Source organism: Burkholderia ubonensis subsp. mesacidophila, assembly GCF_002097715.1.
Lineage (GTDB): Bacteria > Pseudomonadota > Gammaproteobacteria > Burkholderiales > Burkholderiaceae > Burkholderia > Burkholderia mesacidophila.
In genome coordinates, this window is the sequence record NZ_CP020738.1 from 583,651 (window position 1) to 600,929 (window position 17,279).

General features: G+C 65.7%; 18 protein-coding genes. 15 read left to right on the forward strand and 3 right to left on the reverse strand.

Annotated elements, in window-relative coordinates:
• The first annotated feature begins 47 nt into the window (after nucleotides 1-47).
• The 3 genes from B7P44_RS20265 (at nucleotide 48) to B7P44_RS20280 (ending at nucleotide 3,154) form a co-directional block, all read left to right on the forward strand.
• Nucleotides 48-1,325, forward strand: a complete 1,278-nt coding sequence (locus tag B7P44_RS20265) for an epoxide hydrolase family protein (protein WP_084907666.1) — start codon at nucleotides 48-50, stop codon at nucleotides 1,323-1,325.
• Between the two features lie 249 nt (nucleotides 1,326-1,574).
• On the forward strand, nucleotides 1,575-2,618 hold the full coding sequence (locus B7P44_RS20275) for an alpha/beta fold hydrolase (protein WP_084907670.1): 1,044 nt from the start codon (nucleotides 1,575-1,577) through the stop codon (nucleotides 2,616-2,618).
• Nucleotides 2,618-3,154 carry a cytochrome P460 family protein gene (locus B7P44_RS20280; RefSeq protein WP_084907672.1) on the forward strand — a complete coding sequence of 179 codons (537 nt, stop codon included), beginning with the start codon at nucleotides 2,618-2,620 and terminating at the stop codon, nucleotides 3,152-3,154. The genes B7P44_RS20275 and B7P44_RS20280 overlap by 1 nt, the downstream gene beginning before the upstream one ends.
• Before the next feature lie 96 nt (nucleotides 3,155-3,250).
• Here the strand turns inward: B7P44_RS20280 and B7P44_RS20285 are convergent, their stop codons facing one another.
• Nucleotides 3,251-3,478 (reverse strand): hypothetical protein, encoded by a 228-nt coding sequence (locus tag B7P44_RS20285; protein WP_084907674.1) that lies wholly within the window; start codon nucleotides 3,476-3,478, stop codon nucleotides 3,251-3,253.
• A gap of 242 nt (nucleotides 3,479-3,720) precedes the next feature.
• Between B7P44_RS20285 and B7P44_RS20290 the strand changes: the two genes are divergently transcribed.
• The 3 genes from B7P44_RS20290 to B7P44_RS20300 all read left to right on the forward strand — a co-directional run bounded on the left by B7P44_RS20290 (nucleotide 3,721) and on the right by B7P44_RS20300 (nucleotide 6,082).
• On the forward strand, nucleotides 3,721-4,467 hold the full coding sequence (locus B7P44_RS20290; protein ID WP_084907676.1) for an SDR family oxidoreductase: 747 nt from the start codon (nucleotides 3,721-3,723) through the stop codon (nucleotides 4,465-4,467).
• Nucleotides 4,468-4,619: 152 nt separating this feature from the next.
• The gene (locus tag B7P44_RS20295) at nucleotides 4,620-5,474 is read left to right on the forward strand and encodes a DJ-1/PfpI family protein (protein ID WP_084909928.1); all 855 of its coding nucleotides are present in this window, start codon (nucleotides 4,620-4,622) and stop codon (nucleotides 5,472-5,474) included.
• A 125-nt stretch (nucleotides 5,475-5,599) separates the two neighbouring features.
• Nucleotides 5,600-6,082: a YybH family protein gene (locus B7P44_RS20300; RefSeq protein WP_084907678.1), complete on the forward strand. Its 483-nt coding sequence runs from the start codon at nucleotides 5,600-5,602 to the stop codon at nucleotides 6,080-6,082.
• A gap of 83 nt (nucleotides 6,083-6,165) precedes the next feature.
• On the opposite strand, the gene B7P44_RS20305 is transcribed toward B7P44_RS20300, so the two are convergent.
• The gene (locus tag B7P44_RS20305) at nucleotides 6,166-7,113 is read right to left on the reverse strand and encodes a GlxA family transcriptional regulator (RefSeq protein ID WP_084907680.1); all 948 of its coding nucleotides are present in this window, start codon (nucleotides 7,111-7,113) and stop codon (nucleotides 6,166-6,168) included.
• 355 nt (nucleotides 7,114-7,468) lie between these two features.
• Between B7P44_RS20305 and B7P44_RS20310 the strand changes: the two genes are divergently transcribed.
• From B7P44_RS20310 to B7P44_RS20330, 5 genes are all read left to right on the forward strand, one after another.
• Nucleotides 7,469-7,807, forward strand: a complete 339-nt coding sequence (locus tag B7P44_RS20310) for a DUF4148 domain-containing protein (protein WP_084907682.1) — start codon at nucleotides 7,469-7,471, stop codon at nucleotides 7,805-7,807.
• Between the two features lie 93 nt (nucleotides 7,808-7,900).
• Nucleotides 7,901-8,692: an alpha/beta fold hydrolase gene (locus B7P44_RS20315; protein ID WP_084909929.1), complete on the forward strand. Its 792-nt coding sequence runs from the start codon at nucleotides 7,901-7,903 to the stop codon at nucleotides 8,690-8,692.
• A 341-nt stretch (nucleotides 8,693-9,033) separates the two neighbouring features.
• Nucleotides 9,034-9,504: a rhodanese-like domain-containing protein gene (locus B7P44_RS20320; protein ID WP_084907684.1), complete on the forward strand. Its 471-nt coding sequence runs from the start codon at nucleotides 9,034-9,036 to the stop codon at nucleotides 9,502-9,504.
• 34 nt (nucleotides 9,505-9,538) lie between these two features.
• Entirely contained in the window at nucleotides 9,539-10,498 is a 960-nt protein-coding gene (gene epsC, locus B7P44_RS20325) for a serine O-acetyltransferase EpsC (protein ID WP_084907686.1), read from the forward strand.
• Nucleotides 10,495-10,746 carry a helix-turn-helix domain-containing protein gene (locus tag B7P44_RS20330; RefSeq protein ID WP_084907688.1) on the forward strand — a complete coding sequence of 84 codons (252 nt, stop codon included), beginning with the start codon at nucleotides 10,495-10,497 and terminating at the stop codon, nucleotides 10,744-10,746. Before epsC ends, B7P44_RS20330 begins: the two co-directional genes overlap by 4 nt.
• A 19-nt stretch (nucleotides 10,747-10,765) precedes the next feature.
• On the opposite strand, the gene B7P44_RS20335 is transcribed toward B7P44_RS20330, so the two are convergent.
• Nucleotides 10,766-11,920: a hypothetical protein gene (locus tag B7P44_RS20335; RefSeq protein ID WP_084907691.1), complete on the reverse strand. Its 1,155-nt coding sequence runs from the start codon at nucleotides 11,918-11,920 to the stop codon at nucleotides 10,766-10,768.
• A 249-nt stretch (nucleotides 11,921-12,169) separates the two neighbouring features.
• On the opposite strand from B7P44_RS20335, the gene B7P44_RS20340 reads away from it, so the two are divergent.
• The 4 genes from B7P44_RS20340 to B7P44_RS20355 all read left to right on the forward strand — a co-directional run bounded on the left by B7P44_RS20340 (nucleotide 12,170) and on the right by B7P44_RS20355 (nucleotide 17,248).
• Nucleotides 12,170-13,102 (forward strand): family 2A encapsulin nanocompartment shell protein, encoded by a 933-nt coding sequence (locus tag B7P44_RS20340; protein WP_084907693.1) that lies wholly within the window; start codon nucleotides 12,170-12,172, stop codon nucleotides 13,100-13,102.
• Nucleotides 13,077-15,053, forward strand: a complete 1,977-nt coding sequence (locus B7P44_RS20345; RefSeq protein ID WP_084907695.1) for a family 2A encapsulin nanocompartment cargo protein cysteine desulfurase — start codon at nucleotides 13,077-13,079, stop codon at nucleotides 15,051-15,053. The genes B7P44_RS20340 and B7P44_RS20345 overlap by 26 nt, the downstream gene beginning before the upstream one ends.
• 180 nt (nucleotides 15,054-15,233) lie before the next feature.
• Nucleotides 15,234-16,136: a TauD/TfdA dioxygenase family protein gene (locus B7P44_RS20350; protein WP_084907697.1), complete on the forward strand. Its 903-nt coding sequence runs from the start codon at nucleotides 15,234-15,236 to the stop codon at nucleotides 16,134-16,136.
• 56 nt (nucleotides 16,137-16,192) lie between these two features.
• Nucleotides 16,193-17,248 carry an ABC transporter substrate-binding protein gene (locus tag B7P44_RS20355; protein ID WP_084907699.1) on the forward strand — a complete coding sequence of 352 codons (1,056 nt, stop codon included), beginning with the start codon at nucleotides 16,193-16,195 and terminating at the stop codon, nucleotides 17,246-17,248.
• The last annotated feature ends 31 nt before the right edge of the window (nucleotides 17,249-17,279 follow it).

Below are 17,279 nucleotides of genomic sequence, written 5' to 3' on the forward strand. Positions count from 1 at the left end.
GTCTCGATTGCGCGGCATGTCCAATTTCGGAAAGGAGGATGCAATCCATGTCTTCAACACGGTTTTCGCCGATGCGGCGCCACCTGCTGGCCAGTTCCGTGGCCGCGGGCGTGTCCGCGATGCTTCCCACTGCACTTCACGCCGCGACGAGCGGCGGCGGCATTCGCCCGTTCACCGCGCACATTCCCGACGAAGCGCTCGCCGACCTGCGCCGCCGCATTGCCGCGACGCGCTGGCCGGGCCGCGAGACGGTGGCCGACGAATCGCAGGGCGTGCGGCTCGCGCGCATGCAGCAGCTCGTCCGGTACTGGGGCGCCGGCTACGACTGGCGCAAGGGTGAAGCGCGCCTGAACGGTTTTCCGATGTTCATCACGGAAATCGACGGCCTCGACATCCACTTCATCCACGTCCGGTCGCGGCACGAGAACGCGATGCCGCTGATCATGACGCATGGCTGGCCCGGCTCGATCTTCGAGCTGCTGAAGGCGATCGGCCCGCTGACCGATCCGACCGCGCACTGCGCGAGCGCCGACGATGCGTTTCACGTCGTCGTGCCGTCGCTGCCGGGCTTCGGCTTCTCGGGCCGGCCGACGAAGACGGGGTGGGGTTCGGACCACATCGCGCGCGCGTGGGGCGAACTGATGGCGCGCCTCGGCTACACGCGCTTCGTGTCGCAGGGCGGCGATTGCGGGTCGGTGATTTCGCACCGGATGGCGATGCAGCGCGTGAAGGGGCTCGCCGGGATTCACGTGAACATGCCGGCCACGGTGCCGCCCGACATCGCGACGCTGCTCGCGACCGACGCCCCCGCGCCGGCCGGGCTGTCGCTGAAGGAACAGGCCGCCTACGAGAAGCTCGCGACGTTCTACCGCGACAACTGCGGCTACTCGGCAATGATGGTGACGCGCCCGCAGACGGTCGGGTATGCGCTGGCTGATTCGCCCTCGGGGCAGGCGGCATGGATGGTCGACAAGATCTCGCAATGGACGTACAGCGACGGTGTTCCCGAGCGCTCGATTCCACGCGACGAGATTCTCGACGACATCTCGCTCTACTGGCTGACGAACACGGCGACGTCCGCGGCGCAGATCTACTGGGAAGATCATTCGAACAACTTCAACGCGGTGGACATCGCGCTGCCGGCGGCCATCACGGTGTTTCCCGGCGAGATCTACCAGGCACCGCGCAGCTGGGCCGAGCGCTGCTATCACAACCTGATTTATTTCAATGAAGTCGGCAAGGGCGGGCATTTCGCGGCATGGGAGGAGCCCGAGCTGTTTGCGCAGGAAGTGCGCGCGGGGTTTCGGCCGCTGCGCCGCGCGTAGCCGCGTCCGGAAGGGCGGCGCGCCCCTTGAAGCGCGCCGTTTCGCAGGGATTTTTGCATCGCCTTGTGTCGTAACCGAACCCGGATACGTTGAGATACAAAGCATTCGACCCGTTCGGATATAACGTCGGTGAAGCGATTCGCGAGACGGCGCCGGCTCATCGGCGCCGGTTTCGCGAACGAAGTTTCCAGTGCGCCCGCGCCGTCGCAGCGGGCACTTTCCTCAGCGACCCACAATGGAGAACGAGTCATGCCTGACACCGTGAACACCCGACGCCGCCTGATCCTGGGCACGACGCTGGCCGGCCTGAGCCTGGCGGATCTGGGATTCGGCAACCTCGCCCGCGCGGAAACGCCGACCGCTGCGTCGACGACGAAGCGCGCAGCCGGCGGCGCGTCGTTCGGCGCGATCCACCAGATCGACGCGGGCGTGCTCAACGTCGGGTATGCGGACGTGGGGCCGAAGCACGGCCCCGTCGTGTTCCTGCTGCACGGCTGGCCCTACGACATCCACAGCTACGCCGAAGTCGCGCCGCTGCTCGCGGCGGCCAGCTATCGCGTGATCGTCCCGTACCTGCGCGGCTACGGCTCGACGACGTTCCGCTCGGCCGACACGCCGCGCAACGGCCAGCAGGCGGTGACGGCCGTCGACATCGTCGCGCTGATGGACGCGCTGAAGATCGACCAGGCCGTGTTCGGCGGCTACGACTGGGGCGCGCGCACGGCCGACATCATCGCGGCGCTGTGGCCGCAGCGCGTGAAGGCGCTGGTGTCGGTGAGCGGCTACCTGATCGGCAGCCAGGAGGCGAACCGCAAGCCGCTGCCGCCGCAGGCCGAATTCCAGTGGTGGTATCAGTTCTATTTCTCGACCGAGCGCGGCGCGCTCGGCTACACGGAGAACCGCGACGCGTTCAACAAGCTGATCTGGCAGCTCGCGTCGCCGAAATGGCAGTTCGACGACGCGACCTATGCGCGCTCGGCAGAATCGTTCCGGAATCCGGATCATGTGGCCGTCGTGATCCACAACTACCGCTGGCGTCTCGGGCTCGCGAAGGGCGACGCGCAATACGACGACATCGAGCGCCGTCTCGCGGCCGGGCCCGCGATCACGGTGCCGACGATCACGATGGAGGGCGACGCGAACGGCGCGCCGCATCCGGAGCCGGCCGCGTACGCGAAGAAGTTCACCGGCAAATACCAGCATCGGACGATCAGCGGCGGCATCGGCCACAACCTGCCGCAGGAGGCGCCGCAGGCGTTCGCCGATGCGATCCTGCAAGTGGAGCATCTGTGATGCGGGCGGGAACGGACATCCGGCGGCGCGTGGCGGGCCGCGTGGTCGTCGCGGGCGCGTTGCTGCTCGGCGCTCTGTCGGCGAGCGGCCCGGCCGCGTTCGCGGAGCAGCAGAAGCCGGCCGCGTCGCCGATCTACGGCGTGACGATTCCACCCGGCTACCGGAAATGGGAAATGGTCGCGCCGGCCGAGGAAGCCGCGCCGCTCGACGAATTGCGCGTGGTGCTCGGCAATCCGGTCGCGATCCGCGCGCTCGAGCAGGCGACGCTGCCGTTTCCGGACGGCACGATCCTCGTCAAGCTGGCGTACAAGCGCAAGCAGTCGGAGGCATTCCCGCCGGCGACGGTGCCGGGGCAGGCGACGACCGTGCAGGTGATGGTGAAGGACTCGCGCCGCTACGCGGCGACCGGCGGCTGGGGCTTCGGGCGCTTCATCAACGGCGTGCCGGCGGATATCGGTCAGCATCAGACCTGCTTCGCGTGTCATCAGGCGCGGGTGAAGGACCGCGATTACGTGTTCACGCGGCTCGCGCCGTGACGCCGTGACGCGATGTGCGAACGAAGGGCGTGCCGCTTGCGGCACGTTCATGCCATCTTCGTGGATTTCCGTGGGCGTCGCTGGCCGACGGCGGATTCAACCCGTCGATGCAACGAATTGATGAAATCGCTCAGCTGGTGTATCGAAGTCTGGCGCCTTCGCCGTCGCGTTGTCGTACCGCCCCTCTTCGATCATCCCGCCCATCGCCTGAAGATATGCGGGGCCGATGATCATCTTGAAGCCTTCGTGGTTCGACACCAGGGCGACCTCGAACATCTGCATCGCGATCCCCGCGCGCTCGATCGCCGCGTGAGCCTGCTCCATGCGTTTCTCTCGTTAGTGAGGCTGCACGGGAACTGTACCGACGTGCGATGCAGCCACTGAACGCCGAGGTGCGTTAGTCACCCGTTCGGATTGGTTGGCGTTTTTTGAGGGATATACGACCTTTGCGCCATTCGCTTCAAGTTCCATACTTCGCGTGGAAGATCAAGCAGGGAACAGCGCACAAACGCGATTGCGTTTTGAGCTTTCGGCCTGATCAATCACAACTTGGAAAGGAATCGAAGATGAGGCTCAAGAACAAGTCGGTTTTGATCACGGGTGGTACCAGCGGCATCGGTCTTGCAACCGCCAGGCTGTTCATCGCAGAGGGCGCCCGAGTGGCGGTCACGGGTCGCGATGATGCCGTATTTGAGCGTGTGAAGGCCGAGCTTGGCGAGAATGCGGTCGTTCTCAAGGGCGACGTACGTTCGATCAAGGACATGCGAGCGATTGCCGCGCAGGTAAAAGAGAAGTTCGGCGGCTTGGATGTCGTGTTCGCCAACGCCGGCTGGGCTTTCCCGTCCGCACTCAACGACATCGACGACCAACTCTATGACGAGATCATGGACATCAACGTCAAGGGCGTGGTGATCACGCTTCAGGCGGTGCTGCCGGACTTGCGGGAGGGCGCCTCAGTCATTCTCAATACATCGTTCGTCGCGCAGACCGGCAAGCATGGCATCTCGTTGACTGCGGCGGCGAAGGCCGCCGTGCGATCGCTGGCCCGTAGCTGGTCCTACGAATTTCTCGGCCGGAAAATCCGCTTTAACGCGATCGCCCCCGGCGCGATGAACACGCCTCTGATCAGCAAGTGGGGCATGCCCGACGAATGGGTTCGCGACCGTAAGGCCGAGTTCGCCGAAGCTATTCCGGTGGGCTACATGGGCAAGGCCGAGGACGTTGCCTACGCGGCACTCTATCTCGCTAGCGACGAATCGTCCTACGTCGTCGGCACCGAACTGATCGTCGATGGCGGTGCCTCGCAGCTTTAAGCCTGCGATTCCCGATTCCAGAGCCCGACACGTCATCCCGGCTCATCCACCTCTTGATCTCATGTCCGCCACGCTTTTCGTCGTGGTGTTTTTTCAATCCGGCCAACCTGGTTGTGCTTGCAGAGGGGGGCCAAGTGCAAGGAGAGATTAACTTGACCGACCATAGAAAAAAAAACGCCTCTAGCGAGAAACTCACCAAAGCAGGTCATTCCCGCCGCGATGTCCTCAAGTTTGGAAGCGTCGCCACGCTCGGCGCCGTCATGGGGGGCGGAGCCTTGCTTGGTCACGCCACCCCTGTTTTTGCGCAGGCAGACAACAAGGGGGAGCTCGCTCCGAGTGATCCCCTCAATATTCTGATCGTGAATTACGATGGCGGTACGCTTCTTGATTTCGCTGGCCCCAGCGAGATTTTTCACCGGCTACCGAATACGAACGTTCGCTACGCGAGTCTCAATGGGGGCAACGTGACGCTTGAATTCGGGGTCGTCTATGGCAAGACCGAACGGTTGGCCGATATCGAGAAAACTGACCTGATCCTGGTTCCCGGCGGGTCTGATTTGTCGGTGCCGATGCGCCCGGAGTATCAAGCTCAGATTCGGCGTCTGGCTGAAAGCGCCAAACACATTACGTCGGTTTGCAACGGATCGCTCGTGCTCGCCGCAACGGGCGTTCTCAAAGGTAAGCGAAGTGCCTGTCATTGGGCGTTCGTCAACAAGCTGTCTGAATATGGCGCCATCCCCGTTCCGGATCGCTTCGTGGAAGACGACCACGGCCGGTTCATGAGCGGCGGTGGCGTGACAGCGGGCATCGACTTCGCACTTCGCGTTGCGACGAAGCTACGCGGCCGACAGGCCGCGGAATTCACACAACTCGCGATCGAATATGATCCCGCTCCGCCATTACATTCCGGTCATCCTCGAGATGCGCGTCCGGAGGTAATCGCGATGGTCGACAAAGAATTGCCCGGCGCATCCAGAGGTCTCGCACGAATCCCTGGCGTTCGCTGAAAAGCTTGCAGGCAATGTTGGCGAGGCCACGTGCGGGCCATGACGAAGGCCGCACCGACATAGCCTGCTCCACCTGCACACGGGTGCAGCCCTCTTCAATTCAAGCCACGATCGGAAGTCATAAGATGCAACAGATTCGTTTTTGTACTGCGGCTCTCGCAGCCTGCGTCTCCTTTTTTGCCTTTGCGGCGCCGGCAACTGCCGGCGGTCTGCAACATCCGCCCGCTGCGGCCATCAAGGCCGAGAACGCGCGATGGGCAGAAGCCTTTGGGCGAGGGGACTACGAGGCGATAGGCCGCCTCTATACCAACGATGGCACACTCTTGCCGCCCGGCGGTGACAAAGTGACGGGGAGCAGCGCGATCGTCGAGTACTTCGCCAAGGGATATGCCGGATCAGCGCCTGGTACCGTATCGTTCAGCAATTACGAGTTCTACGGTAATGATCAGAGCGTGACGGAGGTTTCGGATGCGGAAATCCGCGACCACGGTGGAAAGCTCAAATACCGCGGCAAGCAGATCCTCATCTTCCTGAAGCAGGACGGTGCCTGGAAGTTGCATCGAGACATGTGGAATGATTACGCTCCCCTAAAATCCGACGGCCGTTGAGCGTCCGATGAGAAGTCGATAATCACGTGCCGAAACACCAGTAAGTCGGCCGGCCCAGGGTGAGCTGATGGGCCGTCTATCGATCAGCCCTTACCGCTCAATCTGCTCTGGCGCCGGATCGATTGCGGCGGGTGTCCGTGCAATTTGACAAATGCCCGCCGCATCCGCTCCGGATCCGTGAATCCCACGGCCAGCGCAATCTGTTCGATGGGTTCGCTACCATCCTGCAGGCGCAGCCGCGCAGCTTCAACGCGCAAACGCTCGACCGCCTTGGCAGGCGTCTCACCGGTTTCTCGACGAAAGGCTCGTCCAAACTGTCGCAGACTTAATCTCGCCGCATCGGCGAGTCGTTCGACAGGTAGCGCTTCAGCCAAATGTTCTCTGGCAAAATTCAGCGCGATGCGGATACGATCCGATTCCGGCTCCATTTGCGACATCGCAGAGAATTGGGACTGGCCTCCCGGTCGACGATACGGAACGACTAGAAGCCTGGAGACAGCGCGCGCAATTTCCGGCCCCATGTCTCTTTCGATCATGGCGAGCGCCAGATCTATTCCGGAGGCGATGCCCGCCGACGTCCAAATGCGGCCGTCCGCTATATAGATACTATCGCCCTCGACCTTGGTGAGCGGGAAGCGCGACTGCAATCGAGCCGCGTATTGCCAGTGCGTCGTGGCTCTCCGGCCGTCCAGCAAGCCGGTTTCCGCAAGCAAGAATGCCCCTGTACACACGCTTGCCACCCGCAAGGCTTTGGCGCTCAATTTCCTGGCAGCGGCGATGTTCTCCGATGCCTGCATCGGATCGATATCACCGCCCACGAAAACGACGGTGTCAAACGTGCGCCTCCCGATCGGCCTTGTCTCGATCGGAAGGCCCGAATTGCCGAGAACCGGGCCCCCAGGCTGCGAGATGACATGAAGATCATAGGGGGTATGGCCAGCGGCTGTCGCCACTTGATTAAAGGCCGAAAGTGGTCCGCCGAGATCAAGAACATCGTGCCCATGGCAGACGAAGAATCCAATTCGATGCATAGCGAACCAGTTGGCTGAAACCCAGGCAAAGGCGTATTTTACGGAAAAACCTCGAATTGAGCCATTCGGCAACTGCGCCAAAGTGTCGCCTGATGGCCGAACGCCGACGGTCTGCCCCGCGTTCCCCGGAAGGCCGCGATGAACGCTCTTTTGCCGTCTCGGCGCAGCGCACGATTTTGTATCGCACTGTATCTACAGCCGTCCTGGAAAAACTGGCATGCACCCGGCCGCTGTTCCGGAAACATGCCGGATACGTTGGCGGGTTCTACTGTCGACATGCAGAAAACGTTCGAGATGCAACCTTGCATCGGATACCGAATGATCGATCTGCCCACTTCCTTTCAGGAGAACGCTCATGAACACCGCCCGAATCCTTGCCGCTGCCGCACTGGCCATCGTCCCCGCGCTGTCCTTCGCGGATGCCGGACACGGCCTCACGCGCGCCGACGTGCGCGCCGAACTGGTTCGACTGGAGCAGGCCGGCTACAACCCGGCCCGCAGCGAACCGCACTACCCGGACGACGTTGCCGCCGCCACGCTGCGGGTCGCACAGTCCGACCAGAACGGCCCGTCGAAGTCGGCCGGCGACAACGTGGCCGAAACGCCGTCGCCGGTCCGGCATCGCGACATGACGCAGGCGCGCGCCGTGCACCACGACGCAATCCCGTCCGATGACCTCTACGCGCATTCCTGATCCGTTGCCGTGCCGCCGCCTTCGCCACATCCCGACAGCGCGGCGGCAATCGCAGGACTTCACGTGAACAACACGACAGAAAGGAGCATGACGATGATTCGTTCGATGAAACGGGTTCTGGTATCCGCCGCGGTGCTCGGCGGACTGTTCGGCACAGCGGCGGCCCATGCCGCGCCGCAGGCCGACCTGAAGGGCACCAATGTCGTCCTGGTACACGGCGCGTTCGCCGACGGTTCGAGCTGGAACCGGGTGATTCCGCTGCTCGAGGCGCGCGGCCTGCACGTCGTGTCCGTGCAGAACCCGCTGAGCTCGCTCGCCGACGACGCGGCCGCGGCCAAACGCGTGATCGACCTGCAGCAGGGGCCGGTCGTGCTGGTCGGCCATTCGTGGGCCGGCGTCGTGATCAGCGAAGCCGGCAACGACGACAAGGTGAAGTCGCTCGTCTACGTCGCGGCGTTCGCGCCCGACAATGGCCAATCGATCGCGGACGTCACGCAGGGCCTGCCGCCGCCGGCGTGGGCGGGCGAGCTGCGCAAGGACGCGGCCGGCTTCGCACGGCTGTCGGACCAGGCTATCGCGCAGGACTTCGCGCCCGATCTGCCGCCGGTGCAGCAGCGCATCGTGGCGGCGACGCAGGGGCCGTGGTTCGGCGGCTGCATCGACGAGAAGGTCGCGCAGGCCGCGTGGCACGCGAAGCCGTCGTCCTACGTCGTCGCGACGCAGGACCGGATGATCGACCCGACGCTGCAGGAAACGATGGCGAAGCGCATCGGCGCGACGGTGACGCGCGTGAACGGCAGCCATGTCGCGATGCTGAGCCAGCCGAAGGCCGTGGCCGACGCGATCATCGCGGCCGCGCAGCGCGTGCGTCAGGACGCGCACTGAGCGAACGCGGCGCCGCCGCGCGCGGGGCGCGGCGGCCCATCGACCTCGTTTTGCGACGCACTGCGTATCGACGATCCTCCATCTGAATCCCGCATCGACACCTCGGCATCGCAGCGCCGGCGTGCTCCATCACTTCCCTCGCCGAACCCGACCTGGCCGCCCGCACGATAGCGGGCGTTCGCGTTTGCATTTCGCGCGGCCCTGATTTGGAAATGAGTTTTTATTGGTTCTGCTTCGCGTGCCGCGCTCGCATAGTGGCACTGACGGCTATAGACAGCAGGCAAGCTGCACCGGCCGCCTTTCCCGGTTTATCGGATCGAACGAATCGACAAGGAAGCGTCATGACGTTTGCATTGGAAGAACGAACCGCTGCGCAACAGGCGCTCGAAGACGCCCGCGCGGCGGCCACGGCGGCCGGCACGCCCTACGCGGGCGGCGTGGCCCCGGAAGTCGCGTGGGCCTTGTTCAAGGCCGGCGACGCGTTGCTGGTCGACGTGCGCACCGCGGAGGAACGCAAATTCGTCGGCCACGTGCCGGACTCGCTGCACGTGCCTTGGGCGACGGGCACGAGCCTGACGCGCAACCCGCGCTTCGTGCGCGAGCTGGAAGCGAAGACCGGCAAGGACGCGCGGGTCCTGCTGCTGTGCCGCAGCGGTAACCGTTCGGCGCAGGCCGCGGAAGCGGCGGCGAAAGCGGGTTTCACGCAGGTGTTCAACGTCCTCGAAGGATTCGAGGGCGACCTGGACGCGAAGCAGCGCCGCGGCGGCCAGAACGGCTGGCGCTTTCGCGGCCTGCCGTGGGCGCAGGACTGATGCATAGGCGGGCGGGGAACGGGGAGAAGCAACAGTGGCCGCATTCGAAATCGACGACATCGTCCGATCGCTGCAGGACGTGCGCCGCGCGTGGCGCGAGAAACAGCGGCGCTCGCTCGAGCCCGGCGGGCGCGACCTGCCAGCGCGCGAGGCGCTCGCGCAGATCGTCGGCGCGCTGAAAGGCGTGCTGTTCCCGATGCGGCTCGGCCCGCCCGACCTGCGCCAGGAAAGCGAGAACTTCTACGTGGCCCATGCGCTCGACGCGGCGCTGAACGCGTTGCTCGCACAAGTGACGCTGGAGCTGCGCTACGCGGCGCGCCAGCGCAACGCTCATGCGCCGGTCGACGATCCGGCGTCGGCGGCCGTGCAGGCGTTCGCCGCGCGGCTACCGGAGATCCGCCGCCTGCTCGACAGCGACGTGCTCGCGGCGTTTCACGGCGATCCGGCGGCCGGCAGTGTCGACGAGGTGCTGCTGTGCTACCCGGGCGTGCTCGCGATGATTCATCACCGGCTCGCGCACGAACTGTACCGGCTCGGGTTGCCGCTGCTCGCGCGCATCATCGCCGAGCAGGCGCACGCGGAGACCGGCATCGACATCCATCCCGGCGCGCGCATCGGCGGCGGCTTCTTCATCGACCACGGCACGGGCGTCGTGATCGGCGAGACGGCGATCATCGGCGAGCGCGTGCGCGTCTACCAGGCGGTCACGCTCGGCGCCAAGCGCTTCCCGCGCGATGCCGCCGGCCATCTGGAGAAGGGCCTCGCACGCCATCCGATCGTTGAGGACGACGTCGTGATCTACGCGGGCGCGACGATCCTCGGCCGTGTGACGATCGGGCGCGGCGCGGTGATCGGCGGCAACGTGTGGCTCACGCAGGACGTGCCGCCGGGCGCGAACGTCACCCAGGCCGTGCTGCGCAGCGAAGCGACGCAGGCGTCGCGCGCGGCGGCCGCGCTGGCCGCGTCGGCGCCGGTTGCGCAGGCGGCGTCATGAGCGAGCTGATCCAGCGCTTCGGCGCGACGGTGCGCAAGCTGCGCGAGGCGCGCACGTGGTCGCAGGAGCAGCTCGCCGAGCATGCGGGGCTGAACCGCTCGTATGTCGGCGAGATCGAGCGCGGCGAGGCGATCGCGTCGCTCGTCACCGTCGACAAGATCGCGCGTGCGTTCGACGTGTCGATCGCGCGCCTGCTGCTCGCGCCCGGCGGCGCGGCAGGCGATCCGCCTGCGGCGGTATCGCCTTGAGCGTCGTGCGCGCGACGGCTCAGACCGGCTGCTTCAGGCCGATCGGGCGGATGTCGTCCTTCTTGAGCATCACGCAGTTTCGTCCGGCTTCGCGCGCCTTGTCCCGGGCCTTCTTGTTCTCGGCCACGTCGTTCGAGAATTTGTTGTCCGGCGCATCGGTGACGCCGGGAACGAATGGGTCGGCGCACAGCAGGCGAATGTCGCCGAACGCGTAGCGGACGTACGCGTGGACGATCGGCAGGCCTGACGACGTGACGGCAATGCCGACGTGATCGAGGCTCGCCCGGGCGTCCGCCTTGAGCAGTTCGAAGTCCTGAGGCGCCACGCTGTAGACCCCGGTTTTTTCGAGCGTTCGGGTGGCGATGCCGGTGGAGAAGGACGTAAAGGACCACATGATCAGCGCATAGAGCACGAGGCCGACGCCGACTGCGACGTACTTGACGGCCGTCGTCATCGGCTTGTTGCGGGCGACCGAACTGATCGCCATCAATCCCGGGAGGAAGCCCGCGAGGGTGAGGGGCAGAAGGACGATGAGCGCCGGATACGCCTTGGCGTCCGTGCTCATGTCGCCCGCGAACGACTCGATGGCCAGGAAGGCGGCGCTGCTCGAAATGGTGGCGATGGTCACGATTGCGGACAGCGCGATGGATTTCCCGGTGGTCTTCCACTTGCCCTGGCCGCTGGAGGTGCCGTCGATGCGCCATCCGATGAGCGCGGCTGCGGCGCAGAAGGCGAACGTCGCGAACAGGATGAGCGGAATCGACAGGCTCTTGAACCAGATCGATCCGGCGAATACCAGCGCCATCCAGAATAGCACGGTCAGGAGAATCACGACAGACGAGCTCTTGGACAGCACGCGCAGGTCGTTGTTGAGCGACATGAAGAACAGCAAAAAGATCGACGGAACGCACAGGATGAACAGCAGCGCGGATACCAGCAGCAGCGTGCCGATCAGCAATGCCAGCAAACCGGACGTCGACGAAACCGAATCGAGAAACAGCGAATACCAGCCGATTCGATCGAGATAGACCCACAGCGAAAGCCCGGGAATGATCAACAGCAGGATCGACGATTTGGCCGCCAGATCGGTGGCGTCCTTCGCGAAGTCGAGAATTTTCTTGAAACGCTCGAAGACATCGTTCCACGGAATGATGGACGGAGGTGTACTCATCATGGCCCCTTGGTTCTGGTTTCGGAGTTGAATATTAGGATTCCGTGACGCTGTCCTGTCAATCGGTGGGAGGCGGCGCGCCGCGCCTGAGCAGCAAAAAAAATGGTCGCGAATCAACGATCCCGAGCTTTGCTGACGATGTCGTTTTGAATTGGCGGCTATAGCATGTTGAGCGGCCCGCACGACGTCTCGATAATGTTTTTTTCCGCGACAAGCATTTCTGTTTTGGTTTCATAGCCCCCGGAGTCACCTATGTCGACGATAGTGAGCGGCCAGACAGCGCTCGGCGATAACGCAGCACGGCAACTTGCCAATGCCACCAAGACCGTTCCCCAGCTTTCCACGATCACGCCGCGATGGCTCACTCACCTGTTGCAATGGGTGCCCGTCGAGGCCGGCATCTATCGCCTGAATCAGGTGAAGAATCCCGAGGCGGTGCGGGCCGCGTGCACGGCACGCGAAGACGAGGGCGCGCTGCCGCGCACGTTCGTGCCTTACGAGGAGCAGCCGCGCGAGTATTTCCTGAACGCGGTGAGCACGGTGCTCGACGTGCATACGCGGATCTCCGATCTCTACAGCAGCCCGCACGACCAGATCAAGGAACAACTTCGCCTGACGATCGAAACGATCAAGGAACTGCAGGAAAGCCAACTGATCAACAACCCCGACTACGGCCTGCTCGCGAACGTCGCCGACGAGCAGCGCGTGTTCCCGCTGACGGGCGCGCCGACGCCGGACGATCTCGACGAGCTGCTGACCAAGGTGTGGAAGGAGCCCGCGTTCTTCCTCACGCATCCGCTCGCGATCGCGGCGTTCGGCCGCGAATGCACGCGGCGCGGCGTGCCGCCGCCGACGGTCAGCCTGTTCGGCTCGCAGTTCCTCACATGGCGCGGCATTCCGCTGATTCCGTCGGACAAGGTGCCGGTCGCGGACGGCAAGACCAAGATCCTGCTCTTGCGCGTTGGCGACAAGCGGCAGGGCGTGGTCGGCCTCTACCAGCCGGGCATCGCGGGCGAGCAGGGGCCCGGGCTGTCGGTGCGCTTCATGGGGATCAACAACCAGGCGATCGCGTCGTACCTGATCTCGCTGTATTGCTCGCTTGCGGTCCATTCGCCGGACGCGCTGGCTGTCCTCGAAGACGTCGAAATCGGCAAGTACCATGACTACCCCGACACCTACCGTTAATTCAGGACTGCCGGGCAGCAGCCTGCCGCACGCGCCGCTGCCGGCCGGCCTGCCCGACCCGGCGACGCTCGCGCGGCTCGCGTCCGAGTTCTTCGCGACGCCGCCGGGGCAGGCGGCCGCGCCGGCACTGTCGACGGGCAGCGGCGCGGTGGGCGGCGTGCCGTCGGCGCTGCCGGCGGCGGCGCCGATCCTCGCGTCGGTGAGCAACCCGGCGCCGGCCGGCTCGCCGCTTGCGGGGCCGGGCGGCACGGGCACCGGCGTGCCGGGCCTCGTGCTGCAGGATGACGCGCAAGGCAAGATCGCTGGCACAAACCTCGCGCCGTCCGCGCCGACGCATGTGCTGTCGCTCGGCAACCGCGCGCCGGCGCTTGCGCCGCATGCCGCCGCGCAGAACGGCCTGCCCGACAGCGTCGTGTCGATCGCGCCCGCGCTCGAACCGCGCGTCGGCGGCGCGGCGCTCGGCGTGCCGCAGGCGAGCGCCTCGCCGTATTACTTCACCGACGGTACGCTGCAAGGCTGGCAGGCGACGCCGCACGACATCGTCGTGCCGTCGAACGGCCTCGCGTCGCCCGAAGCGTTCGGGCTGCCCGGCGACGATGCGCTGCGCGAGCTGCTTGCGTCGAGTCGTCATGCACCGGCGCAGTCCGCACCGCACGACGCGCCCGCGCGCTACTTCATCGACGATGCACGCGCTGCCGAGCCGCATGTGCTCACGGGCGGCGCGCAGCCGCCGTTCGACGTGAACGCGATCCGCCGCGATTTCCCGATCCTGCGGGAGCGCGTGAACGGCAAGCCGCTGATCTGGCTCGACAACGCGGCGACGACGCACAAGCCGCAGGCGGTGATCGACCGGCTCGCGTACTTCTACGCGCACGAGAACTCGAACATCCATCGCGCCGCGCATGCGCTCGCGGGGCGCGCGACTGACGCGTACGAGCACGCGCGCGACACGGTGCGGCGCTTCATCGGCGCGGCGTCGCCGGACGAGATCGTGTTCGTGCGCGGCACGACCGAGGCGATCAACCTGATCGCGAAGACGTGGGGCGTGCAGAACGTCGGCGAGGGTGACGAGATCGTCGTGTCGCATCTCGAGCATCACGCGAACATCGTGCCGTGGCAGCAGCTCGCCGCGCAGACGGGCGCGAGGCTGCGCGTGATTCCGGTCGACGACTCGGGCCAGGTGTTGCTCGACGAATACCGCAAGCTGCTGAGCGAGCGCACGAAGCTCGTGGCCGTCACGCAGGTGTCGAACGCGCTCGGCACGGTCGTGCCGGTGCAGGAGATCGTCGCGCTCGCGCATCGCGCGGGCGCGAAGGCGCTCGTCGACGGCGCGCAGTCGATCTCGCACCTGCGGGTCGACGTGCAGGCGCTCGACGCGGACTTCTTCGTGTTCTCGGGCCACAAGATCTACGGCCCGACGGGCATCGGCGTCGTCTACGCGAAGCGCGCGATCCTCGACGACATGCCGCCGTGGCAAGGCGGCGGCAACATGATCGCGGACGTCACGTTCGAGCGCACCGTGTTCCAGCCGCCGCCGAACCGCTTCGAGGCGGGCACCGGCAACATCGCGGACGCGGTGGGGCTGGGCGCTGCGCTCGACTACGTGAGCCGCGTCGGCATCGAGCGCATCGCGCGCTACGAGCACGACCTGCTCGCGTATGCGACGAGCGCGCTCGCGCCGGTGCCGGGCGTGCGGCTCGTCGGCACCGCGCGCGACAAGGCGAGCGTGCTGTCGTTCGTGCTGAAGGGCTACGCGACCGAAGAGGTGGGCCGCGCGCTCGACGAGGAAGGGATCGCGGTGCGCTCCGGGCATCACTGCGCACAGCCGATCCTGCGTCGCTTCGGACTCGAGGCGACCGTGCGGCCGTCGCTCGCGTTCTACAACACGTGCGACGAAGTCGATGCGCTGGTGTCGGTCGTCAGGAAACTGGCGTCGCGCCGGCGCGGTTGACGTCGCGGGACGGGAGCGGCCGCGTGCATTGCGCGGCCGTTTCCGATTCCATCCGTCGCGGATGCTCGAGCAGTCATCCATATCAGTTCAGCAGATAAACGTATCGAATATGCTTCGTTGACGGGCCGCGAGCTGCGATCGTAGATTCGCGTTTTCATCGCATTCGACGGGGCCTGCTTCATGACCATCATCGCCACCCACACCGCTGAGCCGTCGCCACGCGCGACGTCGCAACACTTCGAGATTCGCGCGTTCGACGGGCCGCTGGGCGCGGAGGTGATCGGCCTCGACCTGTCGATGCCGCTCGACGATGTTGATTTCTCCCGCATCCATCGCGCGCATCTCGACCATCACGTGCTGGTGTTCCGCGACCAGCGCATCACGCCGGAGCAGCACATCGCGTTCAGCCGCCGCTTCGGCCCGCTGCAGATCCACGTGCTGCATCAGTTCGCGCTGGCCGGGCATCCCGAAGTGCTGGTCGTGTCGAACATCGTCGAGAACGGCCAGCCGATCGGTCTCGGCGACGCCGGCCACTTCTGGCACTCGGACCTGTCGTACAAGGAAAAGCCGAGCCTCGGCTCGCTGCTGCACGCGCAGGAGCTGCCGTCCGCAGGCGGCGACACGCTGTTCGCGAACATGCACCTCGCGTGGGACACCCTGCCCGCGCACCTGCGCCGCGCGGCCGAAGGGCTGCGCGCAGAGCATACGTATCTCGCGCGCTATGCGGAACTGCAGGCGCGCAACCCGTGGCGGCCGAACCTGTCCGCCGAGCAGATCGCGCAGGTGAAGCCGGTCGTGCATCCGGTCGTGCGCACGCACCCGGAGACGGGCCGCAAGGCGCTGTTCGTCAGCGAGCACTTCACGACGCGCATCGTCGGCCTGCCCGACGACGAAAGCCGCGCGCTGCTCGACGAACTGTTCGCGCACAGCGTGCGCGCCGAGCATGTGTACCGGCACGCGTGGCGCGACCACGACCTCGTGTTCTGGGACAACCGTTCGCTGATGCATCTCGCGGCCGGCACGCCGGACCACCTGCGCCGCAAGCTGTATCGCACGACGATCGAAGGCGACGCGCCGTTCTGAGCGCCGCGCCGCTTTCCGCCCCCGCTCCTGCCTTCACCCTTCCGATCGGAGTTCCGATGTCGTTTTCGATTCGCGCGGCGCTGGGCCGCACGACGCTGTCCGCACGCCGTGCGGCCGTCACCACGCTTGCCGCGGCGCTCGCCGTCGCGGGCCTCGGGGCCGCGCGGCCCGCGCTCGCCGAAGGGCAGATCCGCATCGCCGAGCAGTTCGGCGTCGTCTACCTGATGCTGAACGTCGCGCGCGACCAGCAACTGATCGAGAAGGAAGGCCGCAAGGCCGGCCTCGACATCAAGGTCGACTGGGTGCGCCTGTCGGGCGGCGCGGCCGTGAACGACGCGCTGCTGTCCGGCGCGGTCGACATCGCGGGCGCGGGCGTCGGCCCGCTGCTGACGGTGTGGGACCGCACGCATGGCCGGCAGAACGTGAAGGGCGTCGCGTCCCTCGGCAACCTGCCGTACTACCTCGTCAGCAACAATCCGAACGTGAAGACGCTCGCCGACTTCACCGCGAAGGACCGCATCGCGGTGCCGGCCGTCGGCGTGTCCGTGCAGTCGCGCGTGCTGCAGTATGCGGTCGCGAAGCAGTGGGGCGACAAGCAATACGCGAAGCTCGACGGCTTCACGCAGGCGATTCCGCACCCCGACGCGACCGCCGCGATTCTTGCGAACGGCAGCGTGATCACCGCCCACTTCGCCAATCCGCCGTTCCAGGAACAGGAGCTGGCAGGCAATCCGAACGCGCACATCGTGCTGAATTCGTACGACGTGCTGGGCGGCCCGAGCTCGGCGACCGTGCTCTACGCGACCGAGAAATTCCGCAACGACAATCCGAAGACCTATCGCGCATTCGTCGCGGCGCTGGCGGAGGCTGCGCGCGTGATCGCGGCCGACCCCGAGCGCGCGGCGGACGCCTATATTCGCGTGAACGGCTCGAAGATCGACCGCGCGCTGCTGCTGAAGATCGTGCGCAATCCGCAGGTGCAGTTCAGGACCGCGCCGCAGAACACGTTCAAGCTCGCGCAGTTCATGTATCGGATCGGCGCGATCCGCAACGAGCCGAAATCGTGGCGCGACTACTTCTTCGACGATCCCGCGACGGCGGGCGGGAGCTGAACGGCGGCCGTTCGGGCGGCGCAATCGACGT